20 protein-coding genes and 4 pseudogenes are annotated in these 21,904 nt (G+C 68.3%); 15 read left to right on the top strand and 9 right to left on the bottom strand.

Features of this window, described 5'->3' with window-relative positions; all coding sequences use genetic code 11:
• Positions 1 to 650: 650 nt before the first annotated feature.
• From AB0958_RS39915 to AB0958_RS39890, 6 genes are all read right to left on the bottom strand, one after another.
• The gene (locus AB0958_RS39915; RefSeq protein WP_366895377.1) at positions 651 to 2,405 is read right to left on the bottom strand and encodes an FAD-dependent monooxygenase; all 1,755 of its coding nucleotides are present in this window, start codon (positions 2,403 to 2,405) and stop codon (positions 651 to 653) included.
• Positions 2,406 to 2,417: 12 nt separating this feature from the next.
• Positions 2,418 to 2,780, bottom strand: a complete 363-nt coding sequence (locus AB0958_RS39910; RefSeq protein ID WP_366895376.1) for a hypothetical protein — start codon at positions 2,778 to 2,780, stop codon at positions 2,418 to 2,420.
• Positions 2,777 to 3,640 carry an extradiol ring-cleavage dioxygenase gene (locus tag AB0958_RS39905; RefSeq protein ID WP_366895375.1) on the bottom strand — a complete coding sequence of 288 codons (864 nt, stop codon included), beginning with the start codon at positions 3,638 to 3,640 and terminating at the stop codon, positions 2,777 to 2,779. Before AB0958_RS39905 ends, AB0958_RS39910 begins: the two co-directional genes overlap by 4 nt.
• 47 nt (positions 3,641 to 3,687) lie before the next feature.
• Positions 3,688 to 4,692, bottom strand: a complete 1,005-nt coding sequence (locus tag AB0958_RS39900) for a CoA transferase (RefSeq protein ID WP_366895374.1) — start codon at positions 4,690 to 4,692, stop codon at positions 3,688 to 3,690.
• 645 nt (positions 4,693 to 5,337) lie between these two features.
• On the bottom strand, positions 5,338 to 5,748 hold the full coding sequence (locus AB0958_RS39895) for an ABC transporter permease subunit (protein WP_366895373.1): 411 nt from the start codon (positions 5,746 to 5,748) through the stop codon (positions 5,338 to 5,340).
• 281 nt (positions 5,749 to 6,029) lie between these two features.
• Complete coding sequence (locus AB0958_RS39890; protein ID WP_366895372.1) at positions 6,030 to 6,629, bottom strand: TetR/AcrR family transcriptional regulator; 600 nt, start codon at positions 6,627 to 6,629, stop codon at positions 6,030 to 6,032.
• A 79-nt stretch (positions 6,630 to 6,708) separates the two neighbouring features.
• Between AB0958_RS39890 and AB0958_RS39885 the strand changes: the two genes are divergently transcribed.
• The gene (locus AB0958_RS39885) at positions 6,709 to 7,722 is read left to right on the top strand and encodes a zinc-binding dehydrogenase (protein WP_366895371.1); all 1,014 of its coding nucleotides are present in this window, start codon (positions 6,709 to 6,711) and stop codon (positions 7,720 to 7,722) included.
• A gap of 27 nt (positions 7,723 to 7,749) precedes the next feature.
• Here AB0958_RS39885 and AB0958_RS39880 read toward each other — a convergent pair whose 3' ends face one another.
• Complete coding sequence (locus tag AB0958_RS39880) at positions 7,750 to 8,148, bottom strand: IclR family transcriptional regulator C-terminal domain-containing protein (RefSeq protein ID WP_366895370.1); 399 nt, start codon at positions 8,146 to 8,148, stop codon at positions 7,750 to 7,752.
• A gap of 263 nt (positions 8,149 to 8,411) precedes the next feature.
• On the opposite strand from AB0958_RS39880, the pseudogene AB0958_RS39875 reads away from it, so the two are divergent.
• The 4 genes and pseudogenes from AB0958_RS39875 to AB0958_RS39860 form a co-directional block, all read left to right on the top strand.
• Positions 8,412 to 8,687, top strand: a pseudogene (locus AB0958_RS39875) (ATP-binding protein); the annotation flags it as partial.
• 105 nt (positions 8,688 to 8,792) lie between these two features.
• A pseudogene (locus AB0958_RS39870) lies at positions 8,793 to 8,976 on the top strand (helix-turn-helix transcriptional regulator); the annotation flags it as partial.
• A gap of 401 nt (positions 8,977 to 9,377) precedes the next feature.
• Complete coding sequence (locus tag AB0958_RS39865) at positions 9,378 to 10,997, top strand: MFS transporter (protein WP_366895369.1); 1,620 nt, start codon at positions 9,378 to 9,380, stop codon at positions 10,995 to 10,997.
• A gap of 187 nt (positions 10,998 to 11,184) precedes the next feature.
• Positions 11,185 to 11,820 carry a TetR family transcriptional regulator gene (locus AB0958_RS39860; RefSeq protein WP_366895368.1) on the top strand — a complete coding sequence of 212 codons (636 nt, stop codon included), beginning with the start codon at positions 11,185 to 11,187 and terminating at the stop codon, positions 11,818 to 11,820.
• Between the two features lie 16 nt (positions 11,821 to 11,836).
• Here AB0958_RS39860 and AB0958_RS39855 read toward each other — a convergent pair whose 3' ends face one another.
• Entirely contained in the window at positions 11,837 to 12,538 is a 702-nt protein-coding gene (locus AB0958_RS39855; RefSeq protein WP_366895367.1) for a TetR family transcriptional regulator, read from the bottom strand.
• Positions 12,539 to 12,750: 212 nt separating this feature from the next.
• On the opposite strand from AB0958_RS39855, the gene AB0958_RS39850 reads away from it, so the two are divergent.
• The 9 genes from AB0958_RS39850 to AB0958_RS39810 are packed head-to-tail and all read left to right on the top strand — an operon-like array spanning position 12,751 to position 20,511.
• Positions 12,751 to 14,046 (top strand): alpha/beta hydrolase, encoded by a 1,296-nt coding sequence (locus AB0958_RS39850; RefSeq protein WP_366895366.1) that lies wholly within the window; start codon positions 12,751 to 12,753, stop codon positions 14,044 to 14,046.
• A gap of 31 nt (positions 14,047 to 14,077) precedes the next feature.
• On the top strand, positions 14,078 to 15,340 hold the full coding sequence (locus tag AB0958_RS39845) for a cytochrome P450 (protein ID WP_366895365.1): 1,263 nt from the start codon (positions 14,078 to 14,080) through the stop codon (positions 15,338 to 15,340).
• Positions 15,341 to 15,345: 5 nt separating this feature from the next.
• Positions 15,346 to 15,669 (top strand): 2Fe-2S iron-sulfur cluster-binding protein, encoded by a 324-nt coding sequence (locus tag AB0958_RS39840; RefSeq protein WP_366895364.1) that lies wholly within the window; start codon positions 15,346 to 15,348, stop codon positions 15,667 to 15,669.
• Positions 15,670 to 15,675: 6 nt separating this feature from the next.
• Positions 15,676 to 16,968, top strand: coding sequence for an FAD-dependent oxidoreductase (locus tag AB0958_RS39835; protein ID WP_366895363.1), 1,293 nt, complete (start codon positions 15,676 to 15,678; stop codon positions 16,966 to 16,968).
• Positions 16,965 to 17,486: an HtaA domain-containing protein gene (locus AB0958_RS39830; RefSeq protein WP_366895362.1), complete on the top strand. Its 522-nt coding sequence runs from the start codon at positions 16,965 to 16,967 to the stop codon at positions 17,484 to 17,486. The genes AB0958_RS39835 and AB0958_RS39830 overlap by 4 nt, the downstream gene beginning before the upstream one ends.
• A complete protein-coding gene (locus AB0958_RS39825; RefSeq protein ID WP_366895361.1) occupies positions 17,483 to 18,559 on the top strand; it encodes a hypothetical protein in 1,077 nt (358 codons plus the stop codon). The genes AB0958_RS39830 and AB0958_RS39825 overlap by 4 nt, the downstream gene beginning before the upstream one ends.
• Before the next feature lie 52 nt (positions 18,560 to 18,611).
• Positions 18,612 to 19,271 carry an alcohol dehydrogenase catalytic domain-containing protein gene (locus AB0958_RS39820; protein WP_366895360.1) on the top strand — a complete coding sequence of 220 codons (660 nt, stop codon included), beginning with the start codon at positions 18,612 to 18,614 and terminating at the stop codon, positions 19,269 to 19,271.
• 3 nt (positions 19,272 to 19,274) lie between these two features.
• Entirely contained in the window at positions 19,275 to 19,439 is a 165-nt protein-coding gene (locus AB0958_RS39815) for a hypothetical protein (protein WP_366895359.1), read from the top strand.
• Between the two features lie 58 nt (positions 19,440 to 19,497).
• Positions 19,498 to 20,511: an SDR family NAD(P)-dependent oxidoreductase gene (locus AB0958_RS39810; RefSeq protein ID WP_366895358.1), complete on the top strand. Its 1,014-nt coding sequence runs from the start codon at positions 19,498 to 19,500 to the stop codon at positions 20,509 to 20,511.
• Between the two features lie 153 nt (positions 20,512 to 20,664).
• Here AB0958_RS39810 and AB0958_RS39805 read toward each other — a convergent pair.
• Positions 20,665 to 21,301, bottom strand: a pseudogene (locus AB0958_RS39805) (IS5 family transposase).
• Between the two features lie 269 nt (positions 21,302 to 21,570).
• On the opposite strand from AB0958_RS39805, the pseudogene AB0958_RS39800 reads away from it, so the two are divergent.
• A pseudogene (locus tag AB0958_RS39800) lies at positions 21,571 to 21,813 on the top strand (transposase); the annotation flags it as partial.
• Between the last annotated feature and the right edge of the window lie 91 nt (positions 21,814 to 21,904).

Below are 21,904 nucleotides of genomic sequence, written 5' to 3'. Positions count from 1 at the left end.
AGCGGTTCTCGATGCCGCGGACGACGGCGTCCGCGACGCGCGTGGGGGCGATGGCCTTGCCGAGCAGGGACGGGAAGGCGATCTCGCGCATGCGGCTGGTGATGTCATTGCTTCCGAAGGCTGCGATGCTGATGGAGCTGGACACGCGAAATTGCTGGACGCTTGCCAAGGCCCTTGGCCACCGCGGGCCGCACCGACTGCAGCACTTCTTGTCCCTCGCGGTCGTCGATCACGCCTGGACCGGGACCGGATCACTGCCTGGAGCCGCTGAACTCGCGGATCCGGACGCGGCGCTGATCGTAGGGGAGGCCGGGGACGAGAAGTCCTCCACGGACTGTGTCGGTGCGGCCCGCCCATACTCCGGAGCGTTGGCCGGTATCGGACTGTGCCAGGTCGCCTCCACCTCACCTAAGCAAGCAGGCACGGGCACGCCCCGATCAACCGGGCCCTGTACCTCGGCGCCGAGGGGGCCGCCAAGAAGAACGGCGCCTGCGCACCCATGTCCCCGACGACGTCATGTTCGCCACCAAACCCCAGATCGCCGCCGCCCTGCTCACCCACGCCCGCGACCTGGGCATACAGGCACGGTGGCTGGCCGGCGACGAGGCACCCACTGCGGCCGTACGGTCGGTGGGAGGCGGGTGGCCACGTCAGCCCAGGACGGCCTTCATCGAGGACGACAGAAGTAGGCGTGCTTCGTCCATGGAGAGTGGAGCCGTCAAGCGCCGGTAGGCGATGTAGAGATCGGGACGAACGAGAAGGACGCCGCCGTCGGAGATCTCGCTCAGCTCGGCCCAGGTCCCGTACGGATCTTCGTATTCCTCGCCAGGGCCGATCGAAATCTGGCGCAAGTTCAGGTTGAGTTCGGTGGACAGTGCAGCCGCCGCGTCCAGCCAGGCGGTGCCTCCGATGCCGGTGAAGACGCTGAACTCCCCCCGGCCGCCCAGGTCCAGGGTGGAGACCTTCCGGCCGCGGTGCGTCACCCAGCTGTGCGGCAGCTTGGCACCCGGACGTGTGGTGGGCTGGGCGTACAGCTCCGGGTCGCGGGCGAACTGCTCGGGTTCCGAGCCGTCCTGGATCACGGCCGTGGATGTGTAGCGTTGGTTGTGCTCCACTCCGTGAGCGTTGAACTCGTACGACTTGTAGGCGATCGCCTCACGCAGTGCCCGCCGGACTTTCTCCCCGGCCGGACCGGGTTCCTTGCGTGCCGCGAGGCGTTCGTCAAGCTTGGCTGGATCTGCGGTGTCAGTCAGGTCCAGCGCCTGCAGGATGCGTCCGGTGTCGGCAATGCTCTGGTTGGCGCGTTCGACGATCTGCCGGGCGATCGGCGCCCGTTCGGCGTCGTAACTGTCGAGGAGCGTAGGTGCGGCGGTGCCGCGGATGACGTGTGCCAGCTTCCAGCAGAGGTTGTAGGAGTCCTGGATGGAGGTGTTGGAGCCGAGGCCGTTGGTCGGAGGGTGGCGGTGGATGGCGTCGCCCACGCAGAACACTCGCCCCTTGGCGATGGTCGTGGCGTATCGGTGGTTGACGGTCCACGGCGCGGAGGAGGTGATGCGCATTTCGAAGTCGTCCGTGCCGACCAGCTTCACCGCGAGTTCCCGGATGAAGGCCTCGGTCAGCTCCGGTGGACCGGCGGCGACCTCGTAACCCCACATCAGCATCCACTCGTGCCACGGCTTTACCATGCGCAGGACGCCTAGTCCGACGCCCTCCTTCTCGGCGCCGGGCTGGAGCATCCAGTACAGGACGGAGGGCCGGTGTGCGACGAAGCGCGATAGGTCAGCCTCGAAGATGATGCCCAGCGCTCCGGCGACCGGTCCGGGCCCCTCGAACGGCAGGCTGAGCGTCTCGGCGACCTTGCTGCGAGCGCCGTCCGCGCCGATCAGGTAGCAGGAGCGGATGGTGTGTTCGGTGCCGGTGAGACGGTCGAGGTACCGGGTGGTGACGCCCTCGGCGTCCTGCTCGTGGCCGAGGTACTCGCTGTCGAAGCGTATGCGGGCGCCGCGGCGTTGCGCCTCTTGCACCAGGATCGGTTCGGTGATGGTCTGCGGGGCGTCGACCATCGAGCAGGGGCTCGCCAGCAGGTAGTCGGCGTGGCGCCTGGTGTCGGTGCCCCACGACGGAACGCGGCCCAGTTCCTCACCGGCCAGGCTGGTGCAGAAGGTGGTGTCGCTCATGAGCTCCCACGGAGTGGCCTCGCGCATCAAACGTTCCTCGACGCCCATGTCGCGCAGCACCTCCATGGTCCGCTGGTTGGTGATGTGGGCCCGAGGCGTGTCGGCGAGCGCGCTGTACTTGGTGATCAGGCGTACGCGTATGCCGTACGTGGCGAGGAGGAGCGCGGCAGAGGCGCCGGCCGGGCCTGATCCTACGACCAGGACATCGGTGTCCCAGGGTGTCTTCAAGGCTGTCTCGTCTCAGGTGGTGATGTCGGGGTAGGGCAGGGAGAAGTGAGCCAGGCGGGCGGCGTACTCCCGTTGGAAGCCGAGCGGTTCGGCGTAGTCGCGCTCGAACATCGCGATGAAGAGCGTCAGCGTGAGGAAGGGGTGCGCACCGAGCCCGAAGAGCGTCACGTAGTCGTGTGTCGCCAGGGCCTCGTGTTCCTCGGCGGTGAAACGCAGCCAGGTGGTTTCCTCGGCGGCGATGGCGTTCAGCAGGGTGCCGGCTCGCTGGGTCTCCCACCACTGGATCGTGGCCCGCGGCTCCGACCGGTACCGTTCCACCAGCTCGGGGTCGCGGTCGACGGTGTAGAGGAACTTGTTCAGCAGGTATTTGCTCACGCCGGCACCCCGTTCGGATACCAGGTGAAGTAGGCCTCCATCGTGTGGAACAGGTCGAACGCATCCGTGTAGTCGGCCTTGGCACCCTCACCGGCGACGCCCATCATGAGCATGAAGTCCATGAAGCCGTGGGTGGCGTTGCCGGGTGTCCACAGGCTGTCCAGCGTGACCTCTGAAAGGCAGCCCTCGATATCGCCGTCGGCGATCCAGCTCACCGCCTTGCGGTCGAATTCCGGGTCCGGGCCGTGCGGGCCGAACTGGCGGGGGCCGCCGAGTTCGAGCGAGAGGTGTCCGGTACCGATGACGGCGACTCGCAGGTGGCTGGGCCAGGACTCGATGAGCTCCCGGATCGCTCTGCCCAGCTGCACGAAGCGCGACGGCTGGGGCAACGGTGGGGCGAAGATGTTGGTGTAGATCGGCACGATCGGCAGATCGGCCTCGGGCCGCAGCGTGACGATCGGGCAGGTGATGCTGTGGTCGATGCGCAGCTCGTTGCTGAACGCAAGGTCGAACCCGGCGTCCAGGCCGTGGCGCAGTATGTGCGCCGACAGGTCCTCCTGACCACGCAGCAGCATCCGGGGCAGCCCGAACTCGCGTTCCTCGTTGTACCAGTTGGCGTCGTAGAACGGCGCCTTGCCGACCAGGAACTGCGGCATGTTGTCCAACCACAGCTGGTGGAAGTGGTCGGACCCGACCATCACGAGGACGTCGGGACGGGCGCTGGTCAACGTCTCCCGGAACGCCTCGATCTTGGTGACCCAGGTGTCGGCGAACGGTGGCCTGTCCTCGCCGACCGCGGTACTCGCACGGTAGTAGAAGGGATGGTGGGTGGAGGCGACGACCGCGGCCAGAGTGGCCATGGCTGCTCCTTTCCTCATGGGGATCAGTGGTGCGCGGGAGGACGGCCTCAGCTCGAGCGCTCTTGGGAGGGCTGCGGCGGAACGGAGGTGTTGTTGAGGTCGACCGACAGGAAGATGTCGTTGGCGACGGGGGTGCGCAGTTCCTCGGCGAGTTGGCCGATGAGTCCGGCGGTGCGGGCAAGGAGGGCGAACCCGCGGAGCAGATCCAGCGGTAGGCCGAGGTCGGCGAGCGCGGCGCCGCACACTCCCGCGCCGCTGAGCGGCAGCGGCCAGCCCAGGACCTGCTGGTGGCCCCGGCCGATCGCGGCGAACAGCGACAAGTGCGGGCCGAAGAGTTGCTCCTCGTGGCGATCTGGAAGAGCCGCGCGGTGCGCGGATCGCCGTGCTTGTGCACGTGGTGTCCGAGCCCGGGGATGAACCTGCCGGTCTCCCGCTGGGAACGCACGGTGGCAAGCGCGAGAGTGTCCCATTCGGCCTCCTCGACCGGGTAACCGCACTCCACCGCCATCAGCACGTTGTGCAGGAATTGGCCACAGTCCTCCGTCACGCCAAGGAAGCGCGAGCCGCCCCCCGAGGAGTCCGGCGGCCAGGGCGCCCTGGACCGAGTCGGGGGCGGACAGATACGTCAGGCGGGTCACGATGGCGGTCGGGGTGAACCCATGGTCGGCGAGTGCGGCCGGCACAGCCTCGAACACCCGTGTCTCCCCCCGTGTCGGGCGCCGCTGCGTGGCCAGCCAAAAGGCCAGCTCTCCGAATCCGACCTCGCCCATCGCGTCGGTCGCCAGATCCTGGCCGAGCAGGGTGATCTTGTCGAGGGCGGACGCGCCGGCGGGGGTCTCGGAGAACCGGATCGGGTGCCCCAGGTAGTAGGTCGACACACCGTCCCGCACCGGCGGCATCCAGCTGCGCGTGTCGTCTCCTCGCGGGCCCTCGACCTTGACCACGTCGGCACCCAGGTCCGCCAGCAGCATCGTCGCGTACGGACCCGCCAAAATGCGGGAGAAGTCTGCCACCAGCAGGCCCTCAAGCGGCCCGCGGGAATCACCACTCATTGGACTACGCCTCCTCGTTCCGCACCAGCGACGGTGACCGCTGTGCGGACGGGTGTCTGCATCGCGTACAGAGTGAGAGTGGAACGGTTTAATTGTCAACCAATCTGTCGGAAAAAGGTGGGCAGCGGAAGCGGGCTGTGTTCGCTGCTTTCTCGGAACCTCTGAAGGCGCGGATGCTGGCATGGCCGTACATGAGCGAGTCGACGGTAGGGGTGCCATATCGGACTGTCGTCCGGCTAGCGGCCGCATGGGCCGGGACTCGTATCCAGGGTCCTGGTCGCGTCGTAGGCGATTGACGAGATTGGGCGTTTGACGCAGCGAGGCAGGATCCTGCGGCGCTTGCGCTTGCCTGCGGGGTGCCTGCGCAGGCGGTGGCACAGCCGGTTGCGGGAGCCGGGCCGCATGGCGATCAGTCACGCCACCGACAGCCGTCCCGAGCGTCGTCCGCTGACGGTCACGACCGGGGTGCGGCCCCGCGACCACACCGATTCGCCGACCCGGATGACCGTAAAGCGCGCCTCGGCCATCAGGTCGAGGTCGTCCTTCAGTCACTCGTGGGGCTGGTACTCGTGGTAGCAGGCGGCGCCGAACAGAACGCGGAGAGGAAGCGGGAACATCGTTCTCCACATGGTATTTGACGGAACGTCAGCCTTTGACGGCGCCCGTGGACAGTCCTTCGAGGAGCTGTTTGCGCAGGACGACGAAGAGGGCGACGGCGGGTACCACGGCGATGACAGCACCGGCGAGGACGAGGTCGTACTGCCGCTGCTCGGAGACGAACAGGGTCTGCAGGCCGAGCGGCAGGGTGTACTGGGAGCTGTCGGAGACCAGCACCAGCGGCCACAGGAAGCTGTTGTAGCTCTGCAGGAACTGCCAGACGGCCAGCGCGCCGAGCGAGGGCCGCAGCAGGGGCAGCACGATGGTGCGGAAGATGCCGAACTCGCTCGCCCCGTCGATCCTGGCGGCCTCCAGCACGGAGTCCGGGACGGACTGCACGATGTACTGCTGCATCATGAAGATCCCGAACGCGCTCCACTCGTGCACAAACGGATGCACGTTCCGAGCCCTTCCATAACTCGACTCCATGTCGGCCCTGGAGACTTTCCCAGGAACCCTGAGTATTAGATGAGGGCGGACTGCGCGCGGTTCGCGGCCGGGTTGTGACTCACAGCCGCGTGCGAGTTGTGGCGGCCGGGGATGATCCGGTGCGGCTCCACGAGGACCTGATCCGGTTGTTTGCCGGTGGCGGTTACTTGGTTGATCTCGGCGATCCGGTTGTCCGCCGCCCCGGTCCGGGCTGCCGCGTCATCAGCGATCAGACGATGTGGGTCGCGTGATCACCCCGGGCGGTGTACACCGTAGGCCTCGAGCGCCGCGTGGGCGACCACGCTGGCTTGCCGAGCAAAGGTGGACCGGTCGACACCGAAGCGCTCCGCGATGCCTTCCGTGACGCCAAGCTCCGAGAAGCCGATCGCGATCGCGAACATCGACGATGTCACGACTGGCTCGAGCTCATCGCCGAACGCCTGGCGCGCGGCGTCAACGAACGGCTCTGCGTTCGCATTTGCCGAAGCGACGCGCCGCTCGTCCGCGATCACCATTGGCGTGAAGGCGTGAAGCACGCGAAACCGGCTCGGCTGCTGAATGGAGTACGCCACGAACTCCACGACCAGGGCGGCAAGTCGTTCTCGGGGAGTGTCGAGCGCCGCGGAAATCTGAACAAAACGCGCCGTCATCTCGTCCATCGTGTCGCGAGCCACGTCCGCCAGGAGGTCGTCTCGGTCCCGGTAGTGCTGGTAGGGCGCCCCGCTACTGACACCCACGGCCCGTGCTGCGGCCGCGATCGAAACCGACGCGATCGAGCCCTCCTGCACCTGTCGGATCGCTGCCTCTCGAAGTGCACGCGGTAGGTCACGGTGGTGGTAGCGAGATGCCATGGCATGAGCGTACGGTGACCTGAGATCTAAGAAGTTCTTAGATTGTGCAGGCTGTCGTCGGCCGTCCAAAGGAGTCATCGTGAGGTCGTTGTACATCACCGGTCCGAAGCGGGCCGAGTTCACGACGGTGCCAGAGCCGGAGCCGGCAGCCACCGACATCGTCATCCAGGTCAAGGCGTGCGGCGTATGCGGGACGGATGCGCACTTCTGGCAGGACGGTTTGGTGACGGGGACGGACAGCCCGCACCCGATCGGCCACGAGATCGCAGGGGAGGTCGTGTATGTCGGAGCGGCGGTGACCGACACAGTGGCAGGAGACCACGTCGTCGTGAATCCGATGCCCGACCCGGGCGGCATCATCGGGTGCGGTGGCATCCGAGGGGGATTGACCGAGCGTCTCCTCATCCCCAACGCACACCAGGGCATCACTCACCGCGTCGTGCCCGCCGAGATCCCGTGGGAGGTTGCGGCCCTCAACGAGCCGATGGCGGTGGCGTACCACGGTGTCAACCGATCCGGCGCCGGGGTCGGGACCAAAGCCGTCGTATTCGGAGCGGGCCCCGTCGGGCTGGGTGCGGCGATCGGCTTGAAGCACAAGGGCGCTGCTCACGTGGTCGTGGTGGATGTCGTCCAAAGCCGCCTCGACAACGCCCTGCAGATCGGCGCAGACGCGGTGATCAATTCGGCGACCGAGGACATCGCGGCCCGTCTTCGCGAACTGCACGGCACGTCGGCGAACCTCCTCGGGGCCGAGCGTGCCGGCACCGACGTCTACATCGACGCCGCGGGAGTACCCGCGGTGATTCGGACGGCGCTGGCCAACATGAAGGCGCACGGCGTCCTCACCGTCATCGCGCTCCACAAGCAAGACGTGCCGATCGACTTCCAAGAAGCGCTCATGGTCGAGGCGGACATTCGTCTCTCGATGAGCTACCCCACGGAGATCTTCGAGGTCACCGACTCCATCATCGCCGATTGGCAGAAGTACCAGCGGATCATCAGCGATATCGTTCCCTTCGGCAAGGCCGACGAGGCAGTCCGACTGGCTGCAACCCCGGGCGCAACGGACAAGGTCGTCGTGGTGATGTCCTGACGAGGCGTATGGCCTTTTTCCTCGTCTTCAGGTCTCGTCGCCGCCGGGCCCGTGTCGTTGCGGGACGGCCGCCGAAGCCCGCTCTTCGATCCGGTGCACCGCGGCCCGCAGGGCGTCCAGGTGGCACCACGCCACTTCCTGCGCGGACATGACCCGCTTGCGCCAGGTCACGTTGATGGATCCCAGGACCTCCCCGTGCAGGCGGATCGGTACGGCGATCGAGTTGCGGCCGTCGAAGTCGTACTCCGGTGCGCGCACGCTGTATCCACGGGACCGGGTGGTCGCCAGCAGACGCCGCAGCCAGCCCGGATCGTGGGCGTACGCGTTGCCCGGAGCGTCGTGCTCGCGCAGGCGGCGCGGGACCGCCTCCCGCTCCCGCTCGGCGCAGAAGGCGATGTAGGCCCGGCCCGAGGCGCCGAGCAGCATGTGCGATCGGAAGCCGATGGGTGCGACAGGGACGACCTCGTCGAAGTACGCTTGGGGCTGTTGGTGTCGATCGTCTCCATGTAGTCCAGCCGGGGCGCGGTCAGCACGGACGGCCACATCACGCGCTCGCACAGCTCCTCCAGGACCGACGACGCCAGCTCGCCGAGCCACTCGGCGTCGTTGTACGGGGCCCTCTGGGGTCTGAGGCCCGCGACGAAAGCCCCGTCGGCGAGCCGCTGCCAGACCATTCCTTGCTGGTTGCAAAGCTGGTCGTGAGCGAACTGGTCACGAACGCGATCCGGTGCGGCTCCGGTCCGATCCGACTGCGCTTGGTCAAGGACCGTTCGCTGATCTGCGAGGTCTCGGACGGCAGCACCACGGCCCCGCACCTGCGTCGCGCCCGGCTGCACGACGAGGGCGGCCGCGGACTGTTCCTGGTCGCCCGGCTGACCGAGCGATGGGGCACGCGGTACACGCCGACGGGCAAGATCATCTGGGCCGAACAGGCACTGGGCGCGCGTGAGCGCGCATGGGAGTAACAGCTGCGGGGGCTGCCTCCGGACCGAGCTCGGCACCGTGCTCCAGAGCCACGCCAGCGTTCACAGCGGGGTTTCAGTATGAGCAGAGCCTGGTCGGCGGTTCATGTCCCCGTCAGTCTCAGGAAGCCCTTACTGGCCCAGGTGGCCGGCGTGCCCATGGGCCTACTACACGCGCCTGGAACAGGGACATGTGCAGGATGCATCGCTGGAGATGCTCGATGCCATCGCACGCGTCCTTCAGCTGAGCGAGGCAGAAAGGCTTCACCTCACCCATCTCGCCGGGCCGAAGAGTGCGCGGCAGGGAAGCCACCCCCGTAGGGCCCCAGCTCCCCGGAGACAGCTGGGCGCGCCCTACCCCGCCACCCGAGCGCAGTCGCGGTCGTAGGGCGCCTGCATGCGGGGCCGGCCCAGTTCCGCCGTGCCGTCATCCGCGACGACGCGTTCACCTCGGTGCACCGGCCTCTCCAGCCCGCTGGCCTTCCTCCCGGCCTGGTGTCGATTGCTCCGCTCCCGCAACTGTCGGCCTGACTCGGGGAACGGGTCGCGGACAGTCGCCGAGCCTCCTACCCCCTGCCGGCACCACGTGCCATATGTCACTTGGAATTAACTTGGCACTGGACTGCCACATGGCACTTGATGCCATAACCTGGGCTCATCCGATCGACCAGTGAGTTCAGGAGAACCCTCACCGTGAGCAAGTCCCCTGTTGCTGAAGCTCCCGTCCAGAAGCCGGCCCCAGCCGCCACGGGCATCCGCCGACTGCGCGGCCATCCGTGGCTGTCGCTGCTGGCCGTCGCGCTCGGCGTGATGCTCGTCGCGCTGGACGGGACGATCGTCGCGCTGGACGGGACGATCGTCGCCATCGCCAGCCCGGCCATCCAGAAGGACCTGGACGCCTCGCTGTCCGACATCCAGTGGGTGACCAACGCCTACCTGTTGGCCCTCGCGGTCAGCCTGATCACCGTCGGCAAGCTCGGCGACCGCTTCGGCCACACGAGGATCTTCCTGACAGGTGCGGTCGGCTTCGTCGCCTCGTCCGTCGGCATCGGCCTGACCGACGACATCAAGGTCATGATCGGGCTGCGCGTGCTGCAGGGCTTGTTCGGCGCAATGCTCCAGCCGACCGCGCTCGGCATCATCCGCTCCACTTTCCCGCCCGAGAAGCTGAACTCCGCGATCGGCATCTGGGGCGCGGTGGTCGCCGCGTCCACCGCGGCCGGCCCGATCGTCGGCGGTCTGCTGGTCGAGCACGTCAACTGGGAGTCCTGCTTCTACGTCAACGTGCCCGTCGGCATCGTCGCCGTCGTCATGGGTCTGCTGTTCCTGAAGGACACCGAGCGCGACCAGGACTCCAAGTCCTTCGACGTCCCCGGGATCGTGTTGCTGTCCGGCGCCCTGTTCCTGCTGGTGTGGGCCCTGATCAAGGCCCCCGACTACGGGTGGGGCGACACGAAGACCCTTGGCTTCCTCGGCGCCACCCTGGTCGTTGGCCTCCTGTTCGTGCTGCGTGAGAGCCGCACGAAGGAGCCGCTTCTGCCGCTGCGCCTGTTCCGCTCCCTGCCCCTGTCGGCGGGCACCGTACTGATACTGATGCTGGCGTTCTGCCTCTTCGGCGCCATGTTCTACATGACCTTCTACCTGCAGAACGTGCACGGCTTGAGCGCCGTCGACGCCGCCGTGCGGATGCTCCCCCTGACGGGCCTGATGGTTGTCGGCGCACCGCTGGCCGGTGTGCTCATCAACCGGTTCGGTCCCCGGCTGCCGATCGTCGTCGGCATGCTCGTGACGGCCGGAGCCCTGTTCGGTCTCGGCGGCCTCGACACCGGTTCGGGCGCCAACGACACCCTGGTGTGGTTCGGCATGCTGGGCCTCGGCCTGGCCCCGATCATGGTCGGCGCCACCGAGGTCATCGTCGGCCACGCCGAGGTCGAGCTGGCCGGTGTGGCGGGCGGTCTGCAGTCCACTGCCATGCAGGTCGGCGGAACCCTCGGTACCGCGGTCCTGGGCGCGGTGATGACCGCCAAGCTCAACGACGTCTTTACCGAGCGCTGGTCGGCCGCCCACCTGCCCCCTCTCCGCGGTGAACAGCTCGCTCAGGCCAAGGAGGCGGTCTCCGTCGGCGTCGCCCCGGTCACCCCCAAGACGCCGGCGCCCGTCGTCGAGGTCATCACGAACATCACGCACCACGCCTTCATGGACGGCATGCACCTCGCGTTCGTCGCCGCCGGCGTCGTCGCCCTCGTGGGCGCCGCGATCGGTCTGCTGACCAAGCAGGGCCGCAAGGTCGAAGGCGCCGCAGTGCATATCTGACGTCCTGCCAGGCGGGTCTAGCGGCCCGCCCCTAGACGCGGGAGCGCACCGTCTGGTCTGAGCGGTGCCGGGCGGGTCTTCTTCTGGCGCTCCCCGCTTGGCCGGGGCCCTCGTGGGGACGGCGGGCCCCGGCCTCTCCTTGTGACCTGTGGCAGACTTCCAGCGGAAAGAGCGGAGGCAGGACGACATGACGGCTGAGGCGAAGTCCGGTCTGCGGGAGCGCAAGAAGTTGCGCACCCGGTATGCGATCATCTCGACCGCCGTGACCCTCTTCGTGGAACGCGGCTACGACGAGACCACCGTCGCCGAGATCGCCGAAGCCGCCGAGGTCGCCCCCCGCACCTTCTTCCGCTACTTCGCCACCAAGGACGAGGTCGCCCTCGCCCTGATCACCGAGGCCGACGAGGCCATCTTTCCCGCTCTGGAGGCACGCCCGGCCGACGAGCCGCCGGTCACCGCGTTCGCCAACGCGACCCGTACCGTCGTGGAGCAGCTGATGCAGGCCGACGACGGCAGCGGGGAACTGTGGACGCGCATCGTGTGGCTGCTGGATAACTCTCCGCCGCTGCTAGCCGCCTATTTCCAGCGCCTCCTGTCGATCGAGGACCGTCTCGCGCGCAAGCTCGCCGAGCGCGAGGGTGTGGACCCGGACACCGACCTGCGCCCCTTTCTCGCCGTCGGCGCGGTCGGCACGGCCCTGCGCGCCGCCCATCACCGCTGGGCGGCTCTTCCCCAGGGCACGGCGGAGGATCTGGCTCGGCTGCGCGAGCAGGCCCTGCAGTTCTTGAACGAGCCCCTCGACCGTCACTGGGTAGAGGGCTGAGCCCAGAGTCGAGGCGTCAGGCGATGCCGCTGGGGCGACGGGAGTCGGCGGTGATCCGATGCGACGAGTTCCTTGACGTCAGGGCGGCGAGCCGGTCGAAGACGTCCTGGGCGGCCTCCGCGTAACTGAGGCCGTGGGCGGCGGCGTTGCGTTGGAAGAGGCGGAGCAGGGCCATCGTCGTGGAACTCCACACCTTGGCGTCCATCTCGTCGAGTTCTGGGTACCGCACACGCAGCGCTTCCGCGAGATAGTCCTCCCAGACGACAGTGCGGAGGACGACAGCCGCCATGAGGGTCTCGGACTGCTCAGTCATCGGAGCCAGGGCGGGGAAGAGGTCCCCGTACTCGCGGCACCAGGTCACGACGGCTTCGGTGAGCGTCGGCAGCACCTCGGCCTCGGGCTGCCCCACCGTCTCGATCAGCTCCATGAGACGCGCGTTCGTCTGGTCCCAGATGTCGAGGATCACGGTTTCCTTCGACGGGAAGTACCGGAAGAACGTCCGCGACGTGACCCCCGCGTGCGCCGCGATCTCGCTGACCTTCACCTCGTCGAAACCCCGTTGCGCGAAGAGCGCGACCGCGCTCGTGCCGAGCCTGCGCGCGATGCTCCTGGTGTCGCGCAGGGTCGTACCGCGCCGCTCCTCGGTGACCGCCGCGACTCCTTGTGCGGCCGCGAGCAGCGCGGCGCTCGCTCCGGTGGCCCAGCTCTCGTCCCTCACCGGGCCAGGCTAGCGAACCCGGCGACAGGCGACTGTTCAGGCGTTCGACCGCCATTGATTTCCATCACGTTTCCCAACCTATTGCCACACCCAGGTTCGTGTCATACGGTGACACGAGTTTCGAGTCACAGCGTGACACGAAACGTATGGCCGTTCGGCATGGCCCGTCGGCCGCTTCTCTCCCCTCCCGGCACGCAAGGAAGCGGGCTCCCATGACTGCTCTCATCGATCGACAGAAGATCCTCGCGGCGGCCGGTTCCGACAAGGAACTGGCCTACAAGCTGCGCACCTACTCCGGCCGCGTCCGGTTCGATCTGCCCGAGGGGGCGTTCGACCTGGTGTTCGAGGACGGTGTCCCCGCCAGGGCCGAGGACGCGCACGCGGACCTCGCCGCCGATGTGACCTTCTCCGCGCCGGCCGAGTTCTGGTCGACCGCGTTCTCCACCGCTGTCCCCCCGGCCGGCTACGAGAGCTGCGTCGTCGGCATGACCCGCGGTCTGAGCATCGTCGGCGACTTCGTCGGCACCGTCGCCCCCTGGCAGAGCGGATGGGCCCGCCTGTACCAGGTGGTGCGCGAGACGGTGGCCGGCGCGCCGGTCCGCAAACCCTTCCAGGACCCCTTCCGCGAGACGGACAACGCCGTCGGACGGTACGTCTACGTCTCCGCGAACGGCCAGGAGGCACGGATCTACTACGAGACCTCCGGCCACGGCCCGATCCCGCTGCTGCTGCAGGCGACCGCAGGCGCCGACGGCCGCCAGTACCGCCACCTGCTGGCCGACCCGCGGATGCAGGAACGCTTCACGATGTACGCCTACGACCTGCCCTACCACGGCAAGTCGCTGCCTCCGATCGGGGTGCGCTGGTGGGAGGAGACCTACCGCCCCGGCCGCGACGGCCTGATCAACTGGGTGGTTGCGATCGCCGACACCCTGGGCCTGGACAACCCGTACTTCATGGGTTGCTCGGTCGGCGGCCAGCTCGCCCTCGACCTCGCGGCCGAACGCGGCGACCGCTTCGGCGCGTTCATCTCCCTCAACGGCTGGTACGGCAACCCGCCGCTGTTCGACGGCTTCTCCAACGACATGTTCCGTACCCCGTCGATCGCCGACAGTTACGCCCCCGCGCTCAACTTCGGTGCGACCGCGCCCCAGGCACCCGAGCCGAACGCGCACGAGACGTACTGGATCTACCGCTCGGCGTTCCCCGGCATCTACGCGGGCGACAACGACTACTTCGCCTACGAGCACGACCTCAAGGAGAACGGGCACAAGATCGACGCCCACGCGAAGCCCGTCTACGTCGTCACCGGCGAGTACGACCCGGCCAGCGACGACGACGTCAACGGCGGCCCGGCCGTGGAGAAGTTCATCCCCGGCGCCAAGTTCATCAAGGTCGCCGGGCTCGGGCACTTCGCCCCCTGCGACGACCCCATCGGGTTCGGCGACGCCATCGTCCCGATCCTCGACGAGGTCATCGCCAAAGCCGCCTCCGCCGGCCAGTTCTGATGCCGCTCCCGCGAAGAAAGGCCCGTACGACATGAGTGTCACCCACGACCTCGTCCGGCGGTCGGCCACCGGCAGGCCGGTCATCGACTTCGACCACCACTCTCCCGCCTACCGCGACACCTGGAAGCAACTCGCCGCCCGGTTCCACGCCACCGGCAGCCCCATCGCCTGGACCGAACACCACGGCGGCTACTGGGTGGTGGCCTCCTGGGAGGAGGTGCAGCGCATCGGCTCCGACTGGGAGACCTTCACCTCCGTCAACGACCTGACCGGCACCGAGAACGGCGGCAAGGGCCAGGCCATCCCCCGGATGCCCTACCGGCTGCACCTCGGGGAGTCCGACCCGCCGCTGCACACCGAACGCCGCCGCATCGAAGCGCCGTTCTTCACCCCGAAAGCCCTGCGCCAGTGGGCTCCCGTCGCCCGGGAGTACCTCGACGCGGCCCTCGACAAGGTGGCGGGGCGGGGGCACGCCGAGCTGATCGACGACGTGATCATCCCGACCACGGCACGCACCACGCTCTACGTCCTCGGATACGACCCCGACGACTGGCACGACGCCGCCTACGCCGCGCACGAGGGTGTGTACCTGCTGCCGGACGATCCCCGCTACCCGCACGAGGCACAGGCACGGCTGCGCACCCGCTTTCGCGAGATGCTGACGGAACGCGGCCAGACCCCGGCCGGTGACGTCCTCTCGGCCCTGGCCACCGGTACGGTGCAGGGCGAACCGCTCGGTCTCGATGTGGCCGAGAGCATGGTGAACGCCCTGGTCTTCGGCGGCTTCGACACCACTACCGCCGCGACCGCGAGTGCGCTGATCCATCTCACTCAGCACCCGGACCAGGCGGAGCGGGTGCGCGCGGACGCCGCGTACCGGAAGAACGCCATCGAGGAATTCCTGCGGTTCTGGCCACCGGCGACCGGCCTCGCCCGTACCGCCGTACGGGACACCGAGATCCTCGGGCAGCCGATCGCCCGTGGGGAGAGCGTCTACCTGTGGCTGGCCGGCGCCAACCGCGACCCGCTGAAGTTCCCCGACCCGGACCGGCTCGACCTGGAGCGGGACAACGCGCGCGACCACGTCTCCTTCAGCACCGGAAACCACCGCTGCCTCGGCTCGCCCCTGGCCAAGGCCGAACTCGACGCCATGCTGGAGACGATCCTCACCCGGCTGCCTGGCCTGCGCATCGACCCCGACGCCGTGGTCGGCTACCCGAGCATCGGGAGCGCGCACGGCTACATCTCGGTCCCCGCGACCTTCACTCCCGCTTCAGCCCCGACGGAGGTGTGACGAACATGCCAAAGGTCACGTATGTGTCCCACGCCGGTGAGGTCCGCGTCGTCGACGGCCTGGTCGGCGACTCGGTGATGCAGACCGCAGTCCGCAACGGCGTCCCCGGCATCACCGGCGAATGCGGCGGCGTCCTGTCCTGCGCCACCTGTCACGTCTTCGTGGACGAAGCCGACCTGGATCGGCTGGAACCGGTCAGCGGAATGGAGGACGAGATGCTCGACGGCACGGTCGTCGACCGCTGCCCCAACTCCCGGCTGTCTTGCCAGATCAAGCTCTCCGAAGAGCTCGGCGCGCTGCGCGTGATCACCCCGGAAGCCCAGGAGTAGCACGTCGTGAACAGCAGCGCCGTCGCCCCGCGCGACACCGGCGTGCTCGTGGTGGGCGCCTGCCAGGCCGGCATCCAGCTGGCCTGTTCCCTCCGCGAGTACGGCTACACAGCCCCGATCACCGTGGTCGGCGCCGAACGGCACGCGCCCTACCAGCGTCCACCGCTCTCCAAGACCCTCCTGCACGCGGGGACGTCGCCCGACGCGATCGCAATGCGTTCGGAGGCGTTCTACGCCGACCAGGGCATCGATCTGGTGCTCGGGGAACGCATCATCCGGGTCGACCGGGGCGACGGCGGTGCGGGGGTCGCGTACGCGCACTCCGGCCGTAGCTTCGCGTTCGACCGGCTCGCGCTCACTGTGGGCGCCCGCCCGCGCCGACTGCCCGTCCCCGGCGCCGAGCTGGCCGGCGTCCACTACCTCCGGGACGCCGACGACGCGCTCGCCCTGCGTGCGGCCCTGGCAGAGGCGGTCGACGTCCTGGTCATCGGCGGTGGCTTCATCGGACTCGAAGTCGCGGCCAGTGCCCGGGGGCTCGGCTGCGAGGTCACCGTCACCCTCGCCGACAACCGACTGCTCGAACGTGCCGTAGGCGTCCCGACCAGCGAGTTCTTCCTCGACGCCCACACCCGGCGCGGGGTGCGGGTGCACCTCGGAGCGCCGCCCGTACGCCTCCTCGACGACGGTCACGGGCGCGTCCGTGGCGCCGAACTCCCCGACGGCAGCGTGCTGACGGCCGATCTGGTGGTCGTCGGGATCGGCGCCGTCCCCCGCACCGAACTCGCCGAGCAGCTCGGACTGAGCGTCGACAACGGCATCGTCGTCAACGAGTACGGCCTCACCTCCGACGCCACCACGGTCGCCGCGGGCGACTGCGTCGCCTGCCCCCCGCCGGTGGCCCTCCCCAACGGCCCGGCCCGGATCCGCTTCGAGTCGGTGAACACCGCCATCGAACAGGCGAAGACCGCCGCCGCCCTGCTCGCTGGCAGGCCGGTTCCCTACTCGGCCGTGCCCTGGTTCTGGTCCGACCAGTACGACCTCAAACTCCAGGTCGCGGGCCTGTCGACCGGCCATGACCGGTACGTCGTACGCGGCGAGCCGGACACGGAGAAGTTCGCCGTCCTCTACTACCGCGGCGGACATCTGGTCGCTGGCGACTTCGTCAACCGGCCGGCCGACTTCCTCGCCGTACGCTCCGCCTTGGCCGCGGGCCGGACCATCCCGCCCGAAGCGGCCACCGACACCACGGTGCCGTTGAAGAAGCTCATCGCCGACGATCCCCGGCAGGCAGTGGCATGACCGCCGGCCCGGCCGCCCTGCCCGGACTGCGATGGAGCATCAAAGTCCCGTTCCTGCGCTACATCGCCCGCTCTCCAGAAGGCCGCTGCTCGGTCACCGACGGCGCCTCGGTCGTCGACGAGCACATGTTCCTCTTCAGCCCGGACGATGCGTCGGCATTCAACGCCGACACGGTCACCGGCCTGCTGAAGTTCCGGGGAGACGTACGCTTCGCCGCCCACCACGGGCTGCTCTTCCTCCGCATCGCCGACCCCTGGCTGTCCGTCATCGGCGGCGTCGGAACCCTGACCGTCGCGGCACCGCCCGGCCAGTCACCCGACCGCATCCCCCTGACCACCCTCCATCTGCGGACCGCCGATCCGACGGACCACACCGGCCCCTGCCTCGGCACGCACGTCCGGCTGACGGCTCAGGGATCCGAACTCTTCAACGGGGTCTACCCCGTGGACGAACCATTCGACGACCTGACCCTCCTCCTCACTCCTTCCTCCACAACCGCCCTGGAGAAGACACCATGACGACCCTCGCGTCAGACACGGAAACGACCCCCTGGCCGACCGAACCCACCCCCGACCTGCTGACCCGGATCAGCCAGGCACGGGCCAACGGGGTTGCCTGGCTGCGCGACCGCATTGCCGACGACGGCCGCCCCGAAGGCGCCGAGGCCGCCAACTCGTGGTGGCGCGCCCCCTGGGCCCTGTGCGTCGGCGGAGCCCCGGACGCCGCCGCCGCGATGATGGGTTGGGCCGAACGCGAGGCCCTCACCGACGAAGGCGACCTCCGCCCCGGCCCCTACGACGCCCCCGGCGGCGGCAGCCCCGTCTACCACCTCTCCCCTCTCGCGATCGCCTCCTGGCTGCTCGGCCGCTACGACACCGCGACCTCGATCAACACCACGCTCGCGCGCTTCCAGAACCCCGACACCGGCGGAGCCTACGACCTTCGCGACTTCGCGCAGGACCCCCTGGAGGACAACCTCAAGACCGCCCAACTGGGCTTCTCCGCGCTGGTCACCGGTGACCGTCACACCGCCGACGGCGTCCACCGGTGGCTGAATCGCAACCTCGCCGACCAGCCCGACCTGCCCCACCGGCTGTTCACCAGCCGCCGCGGCGACACCCTGGTCACCCACTTCCCGGACGAGACTGCCTTCCTGCGCGTGGTCGACTTCCGGGCGCCCCGGCAGGCGTACTTCCACCCCGGCATCGCCGCCGCCTTCCTCGCCGGATACGCGCAACAGACCAGCGACGCCTCCGCGCTCCGGCTGGGCCGTGAGTACCTCGCCCTCACCACAGGTGGCACCGAAGAGCAGTACGACGACTCGACGTCGGTGCAGATCTGCAAGTTCGGCTGGGGCGCCGCCGCCATGCTCACGGCCGACCCGGACGGCGGCCACCTCCCCTGGACGGTCCGCATGGGCGAGTGGTTCGTACGACGCCAGCGCCACGACGGCGCCTGGGCACCGTCGTCGTTCACGACGCCGCACCCCGGAATGCTCGACCTCTACTGGAAGACGGCCGAGCACGTGATGGAACTGTCCTACATCGAACACGCTCTGCGCTCCACGAGCCCCCGCACCACCTCCGCCTGACGAATTGATGCGCACGGCCGAAGACGGACGTGCGTCGGCAAAGGAACCAGGAATGCTCGCTGTCGTCACCCAGGGCAACGGCACCGTCGAAGTGACGGATGCTCCCAAGCCCACTGTCGTGGAACCCGATGACGTGATCGTCAAGGTGACCGCGGCCGCCGTGTGCGGAACGGATCTGCACTTCGTCCGGCACCCGTTCCTGCCGCCCACCCTCACGCTGGGGCACGAGTTCATCGGCACCGTCGTCGAGACGGGCACCCAGGTACACCATGTGACCGAGGGGCAGCGAGTGCTGTCGAAGATGTTCGTCGCCTGCGGACGGTGCAAACCCTGCCGCACCGCGAACCAGCCCCGGTGCGCCGAGTATCGGCTCTTCGGCGGAGGCATCCTCGACGGAGGCCAGGCCGAATACGTCCGCGTCCCGCGCGCCGACTTCACACTCAGCGAACTCGACGCCTCCGTGTCCGACCAGGACGCGCTCCTCCTCACCGACATCCTCCCCACCGCCTGGGAGGCACTCGTCAAGACCGGCTTCCAGAGCGGTGCGACCGTGGGCGTCGTCGGCTCCGGCCCGGTCGGCCTCCTCATCGCGCAACTGGCCCTCGCCCGCGGCGCGGCCGCCGTCCACCTCGTGGACCTGGATCAGCGTCGACTGAAGCAGGCGGAGAAGCTCGGCGCGGTGAGGGTGCCGCCGAGCGCGTTCTCGAACTGACCGGTGGGAACGGCGGTCCGGGCACGCCGGCCCAAGACGCGTTACGCCGTCGGCTTCGGTGCCAAGCCCATGATCTTCCTGCACAAAACGCTGCCCAACCGCACCTTTGACGCGTTCATGCGCCGCGCCACCGGCGTGCCCGCGAACTATGTGCCCGCGAACAACTGACATGACGGTCGTGAAGACCGCGTTGGTCACCGGCGCGCCGTAGGATTTCGGCGAAGCGGTGGCCACCAAGCTGGTCGCCCTCGGCTGCATCGTCTACGGCGCCGCCGAAACCGGCCGGGTCGACGTGCTGGTCAACAACGTCGGCCACGGCACCTACGGTGCCGTCGAGGACGTGCCCATGGACGAGGCGCGCCGCCGGAGGGAGGTCAACGTCTTCGGCGCCGCCCGCCTCACCCAGCTGGTCCTGCCGCACTGCGTGGCCGACCGGGGACGATCATCGCCTGCAGGATGCACGGCCTGGCCATCCACACGCGGACCTCACGCCCCGACCCATCGACTTCACCGCACCGCGCTGGTGACTCACCCCGCTCCGCACCGAGGAGAACCCGTGCCGCTCCTTGCTCCCGGCGTCATCCACATCGCCATATCCAAGACCAACAACGCCTACCTGATCGAGGGTGACGACGGCCTGACCCTCGTCGACGTCGGCAGCGGCAAAGCCGTCGACCTGCTGCTGCGCACGATGACCGAGTTGGGCCGAGACCCTGCCGACCTGAACCGGATCGTGCTCACTCATGCGCACCCCGACCACGTGCGGGGCGCACCCGCACTGCGCGAGCACACCGGTGCCCGCGTCTTGATCCATGCCGCCGACGCAGCGTGGCTTTCCGACGGACGGGTGCCGTCGGACGGCCGGTCCAGCCCGGCAGCCCGGTGGTTCGACCAGCTTCCGGCCGCGCATTGGACGCCGTTCAAAGCCGATGCGACGGTTGAAGACGGCGAACTCATCGCTGGTTCCGGCGGTTTGCGTGTGATCCACACGCCGGGCCATTCCCCCGGCCACATTGCGCTGCTGCACGAACCCACCCGCACGGTGCTGGTCGGCGACGCAGTGTTCCACGCCCGCCTCCTCGGCTACGGGCCGGCCACCTTCGCCGCCGAGCCCGCCGCCCGAGCATCCGGTGCCGCTCGAATTCCCACTGACGTCACCGCAGTCGGCTTCGGCCACGGCGCTCCGCTGACCGGACCGGGGGTGGATGCGTTCCAGGCATTCCTGGCCAAGCAGCGCTGACCCTATTCCCGCGCAGCTCGTGCTTGTAGGCCACTACACCAGGCTCGGCTTGGGCAGATCAGGAGAACCAAGCGCGTCGTATCACGATCTACGGCTGGAGGTGTGCCACGAACACTGAGAGGGCATTTGATCTGGGCGTATTGCCCGTATGTCCTAGTAAGTTCCCTGCCGGGTTGGCGTGGTCTCGTCCGTTATACGCTTGCTGAGATTGTCGATCGAGGCGATGTGGATCATCGCCTCGGAGCTGGTCGTGAGCGTCTCATAGTCGCGGGCGAGGCGGCGGTGCATCAGCCCGGGAGAACAGCACCACGGCGCCGTCGCGATCGCCGACGCTCGCCGGGCTCACACAGGCCACCAGGACAGTGCCGCGGGTATCGACAAGCAGGTGGCGCTTGATGCCGCTGACTTTCTTGCCGCCGTCGTACCCGTGCAGGCCACCGCGCTCACTGGCCCGGACGCTCTGACTGTCCACGATAGCCGCGCTGGGCGTGGGATCACGGCCGAGTTGCACCCGCTCGCGTTCGCGCAGCGCCGTCTACATCCGCTCCCACACGCCTTCTTGCTGCCATCGCCGCCAGTAGTGGTAGACGGTCTGCGACGGCGGCAGATCATGCGGCAACAGCCTCCAGGCACAGCCGGCCCGCAGCCAGTACGCCAACGCGTTGAGGATCTCCCGCCGGGTGTGTCTCGCCGGTCATCCACCGGGCTTCACCGCCGGAACCAGCGGACAGAGGATCTCCCACTCCGGATCGGACAGATCCGTCGAGTAACGGGTACGCAGCCCGCACACCCCAGCCCCCCGAAAGTGCGCACCACCCCGCTACCAGGCGACTTGCCCACTGACAGGCTTTTCAGACGCCCTCTAGGACGACTCGGAAAGTCACTGGACTACTTCCTAGTACTCCAGCCGTAGATCGTGATCTTGCTGGTCGGGGCTGGTGCGGAGATGGCTGCGGCCACCGTTGATCATCGTGAGTTGTGTGGACAAACGAAGATCAGGCGGTGGCCGCGGGCCACAGCGTAGTGCCTGCCCGGTGGCAGGCGATGTTCGACCAGCTGATGGGTCGCGTGGCGGGCCGGTTCGCGCGGGTCGAACCCCGACGTCGCGCAACCGCGTTGGTGCTCGGACTGCTGTCGGACCTGCCGAGGAAGAACTGCTGGACGCTGGCCGAGCATGCGGGCAACGCGACCCCGGACGGCATGCAGCACCTGCTGCACCGTGCGAAGTGGGACGCCGACGCGGTCCGCGATGACGTGCGCGCCTACGTCGTCGAGCACCTCGCCGACGACCAAGCGGTGCTAGGGTGCGTTTCAGAAGTGGATCTTGATGTGTCAAGATCCACTTCGTGGGGAGGCACGATCTGACGAATGCGCAGTGGGCGAAGCTGGAGCC

This window comes from Streptomyces sp. NPDC006655, assembly GCF_040703965.1.
In the GTDB taxonomy this organism is placed as follows: Bacteria; Actinomycetota; Actinomycetes; order Streptomycetales; family Streptomycetaceae; genus Streptomyces.
The sequence above is the reverse complement of the archived record's forward strand: the minus strand, read 5'-3'. Positions and strand labels throughout refer to the sequence as shown.

Coding starts and splice junctions, on each gene's coding strand:
- AB0958_RS39905 (WP_366895375.1), bottom strand. CDS start 3,640: ATGGCCACTCTGGCCGCGGTCGTCGCCTCCACCCACCATCCCTTCTAC.
- AB0958_RS39900 (WP_366895374.1), bottom strand. CDS start 4,692: ATGAGTGGTGATTCCCGCGGGCCGCTTGAGGGCCTGCTGGTGGCAGAC.
- AB0958_RS39890 (WP_366895372.1), bottom strand. CDS start 6,629: ATGGCATCTCGCTACCACCACCGTGACCTACCGCGTGCACTTCGAGAG.
- AB0958_RS39880 (WP_366895370.1), bottom strand. CDS start 8,148: ATGCTGCTCGGCGCCTCGGGCCGGGCCTACATCGCCTTCTGCGCCGAG.
- AB0958_RS39860 (WP_366895368.1), top strand. CDS start 11,185: ATGACGGCTGAGGCGAAGTCCGGTCTGCGGGAGCGCAAGAAGTTGCGC.
- AB0958_RS39850 (WP_366895366.1), top strand. CDS start 12,751: ATGACTGCTCTCATCGATCGACAGAAGATCCTCGCGGCGGCCGGTTCC.
- AB0958_RS39845 (WP_366895365.1), top strand. CDS start 14,078: ATGAGTGTCACCCACGACCTCGTCCGGCGGTCGGCCACCGGCAGGCCG.
- AB0958_RS39840 (WP_366895364.1), top strand. CDS start 15,346: ATGCCAAAGGTCACGTATGTGTCCCACGCCGGTGAGGTCCGCGTCGTC.
- AB0958_RS39830 (WP_366895362.1), top strand. CDS start 16,965: ATGACCGCCGGCCCGGCCGCCCTGCCCGGACTGCGATGGAGCATCAAA.
- AB0958_RS39825 (WP_366895361.1), top strand. CDS start 17,483: ATGACGACCCTCGCGTCAGACACGGAAACGACCCCCTGGCCGACCGAA.
- AB0958_RS39820 (WP_366895360.1), top strand. CDS start 18,612: ATGCTCGCTGTCGTCACCCAGGGCAACGGCACCGTCGAAGTGACGGAT.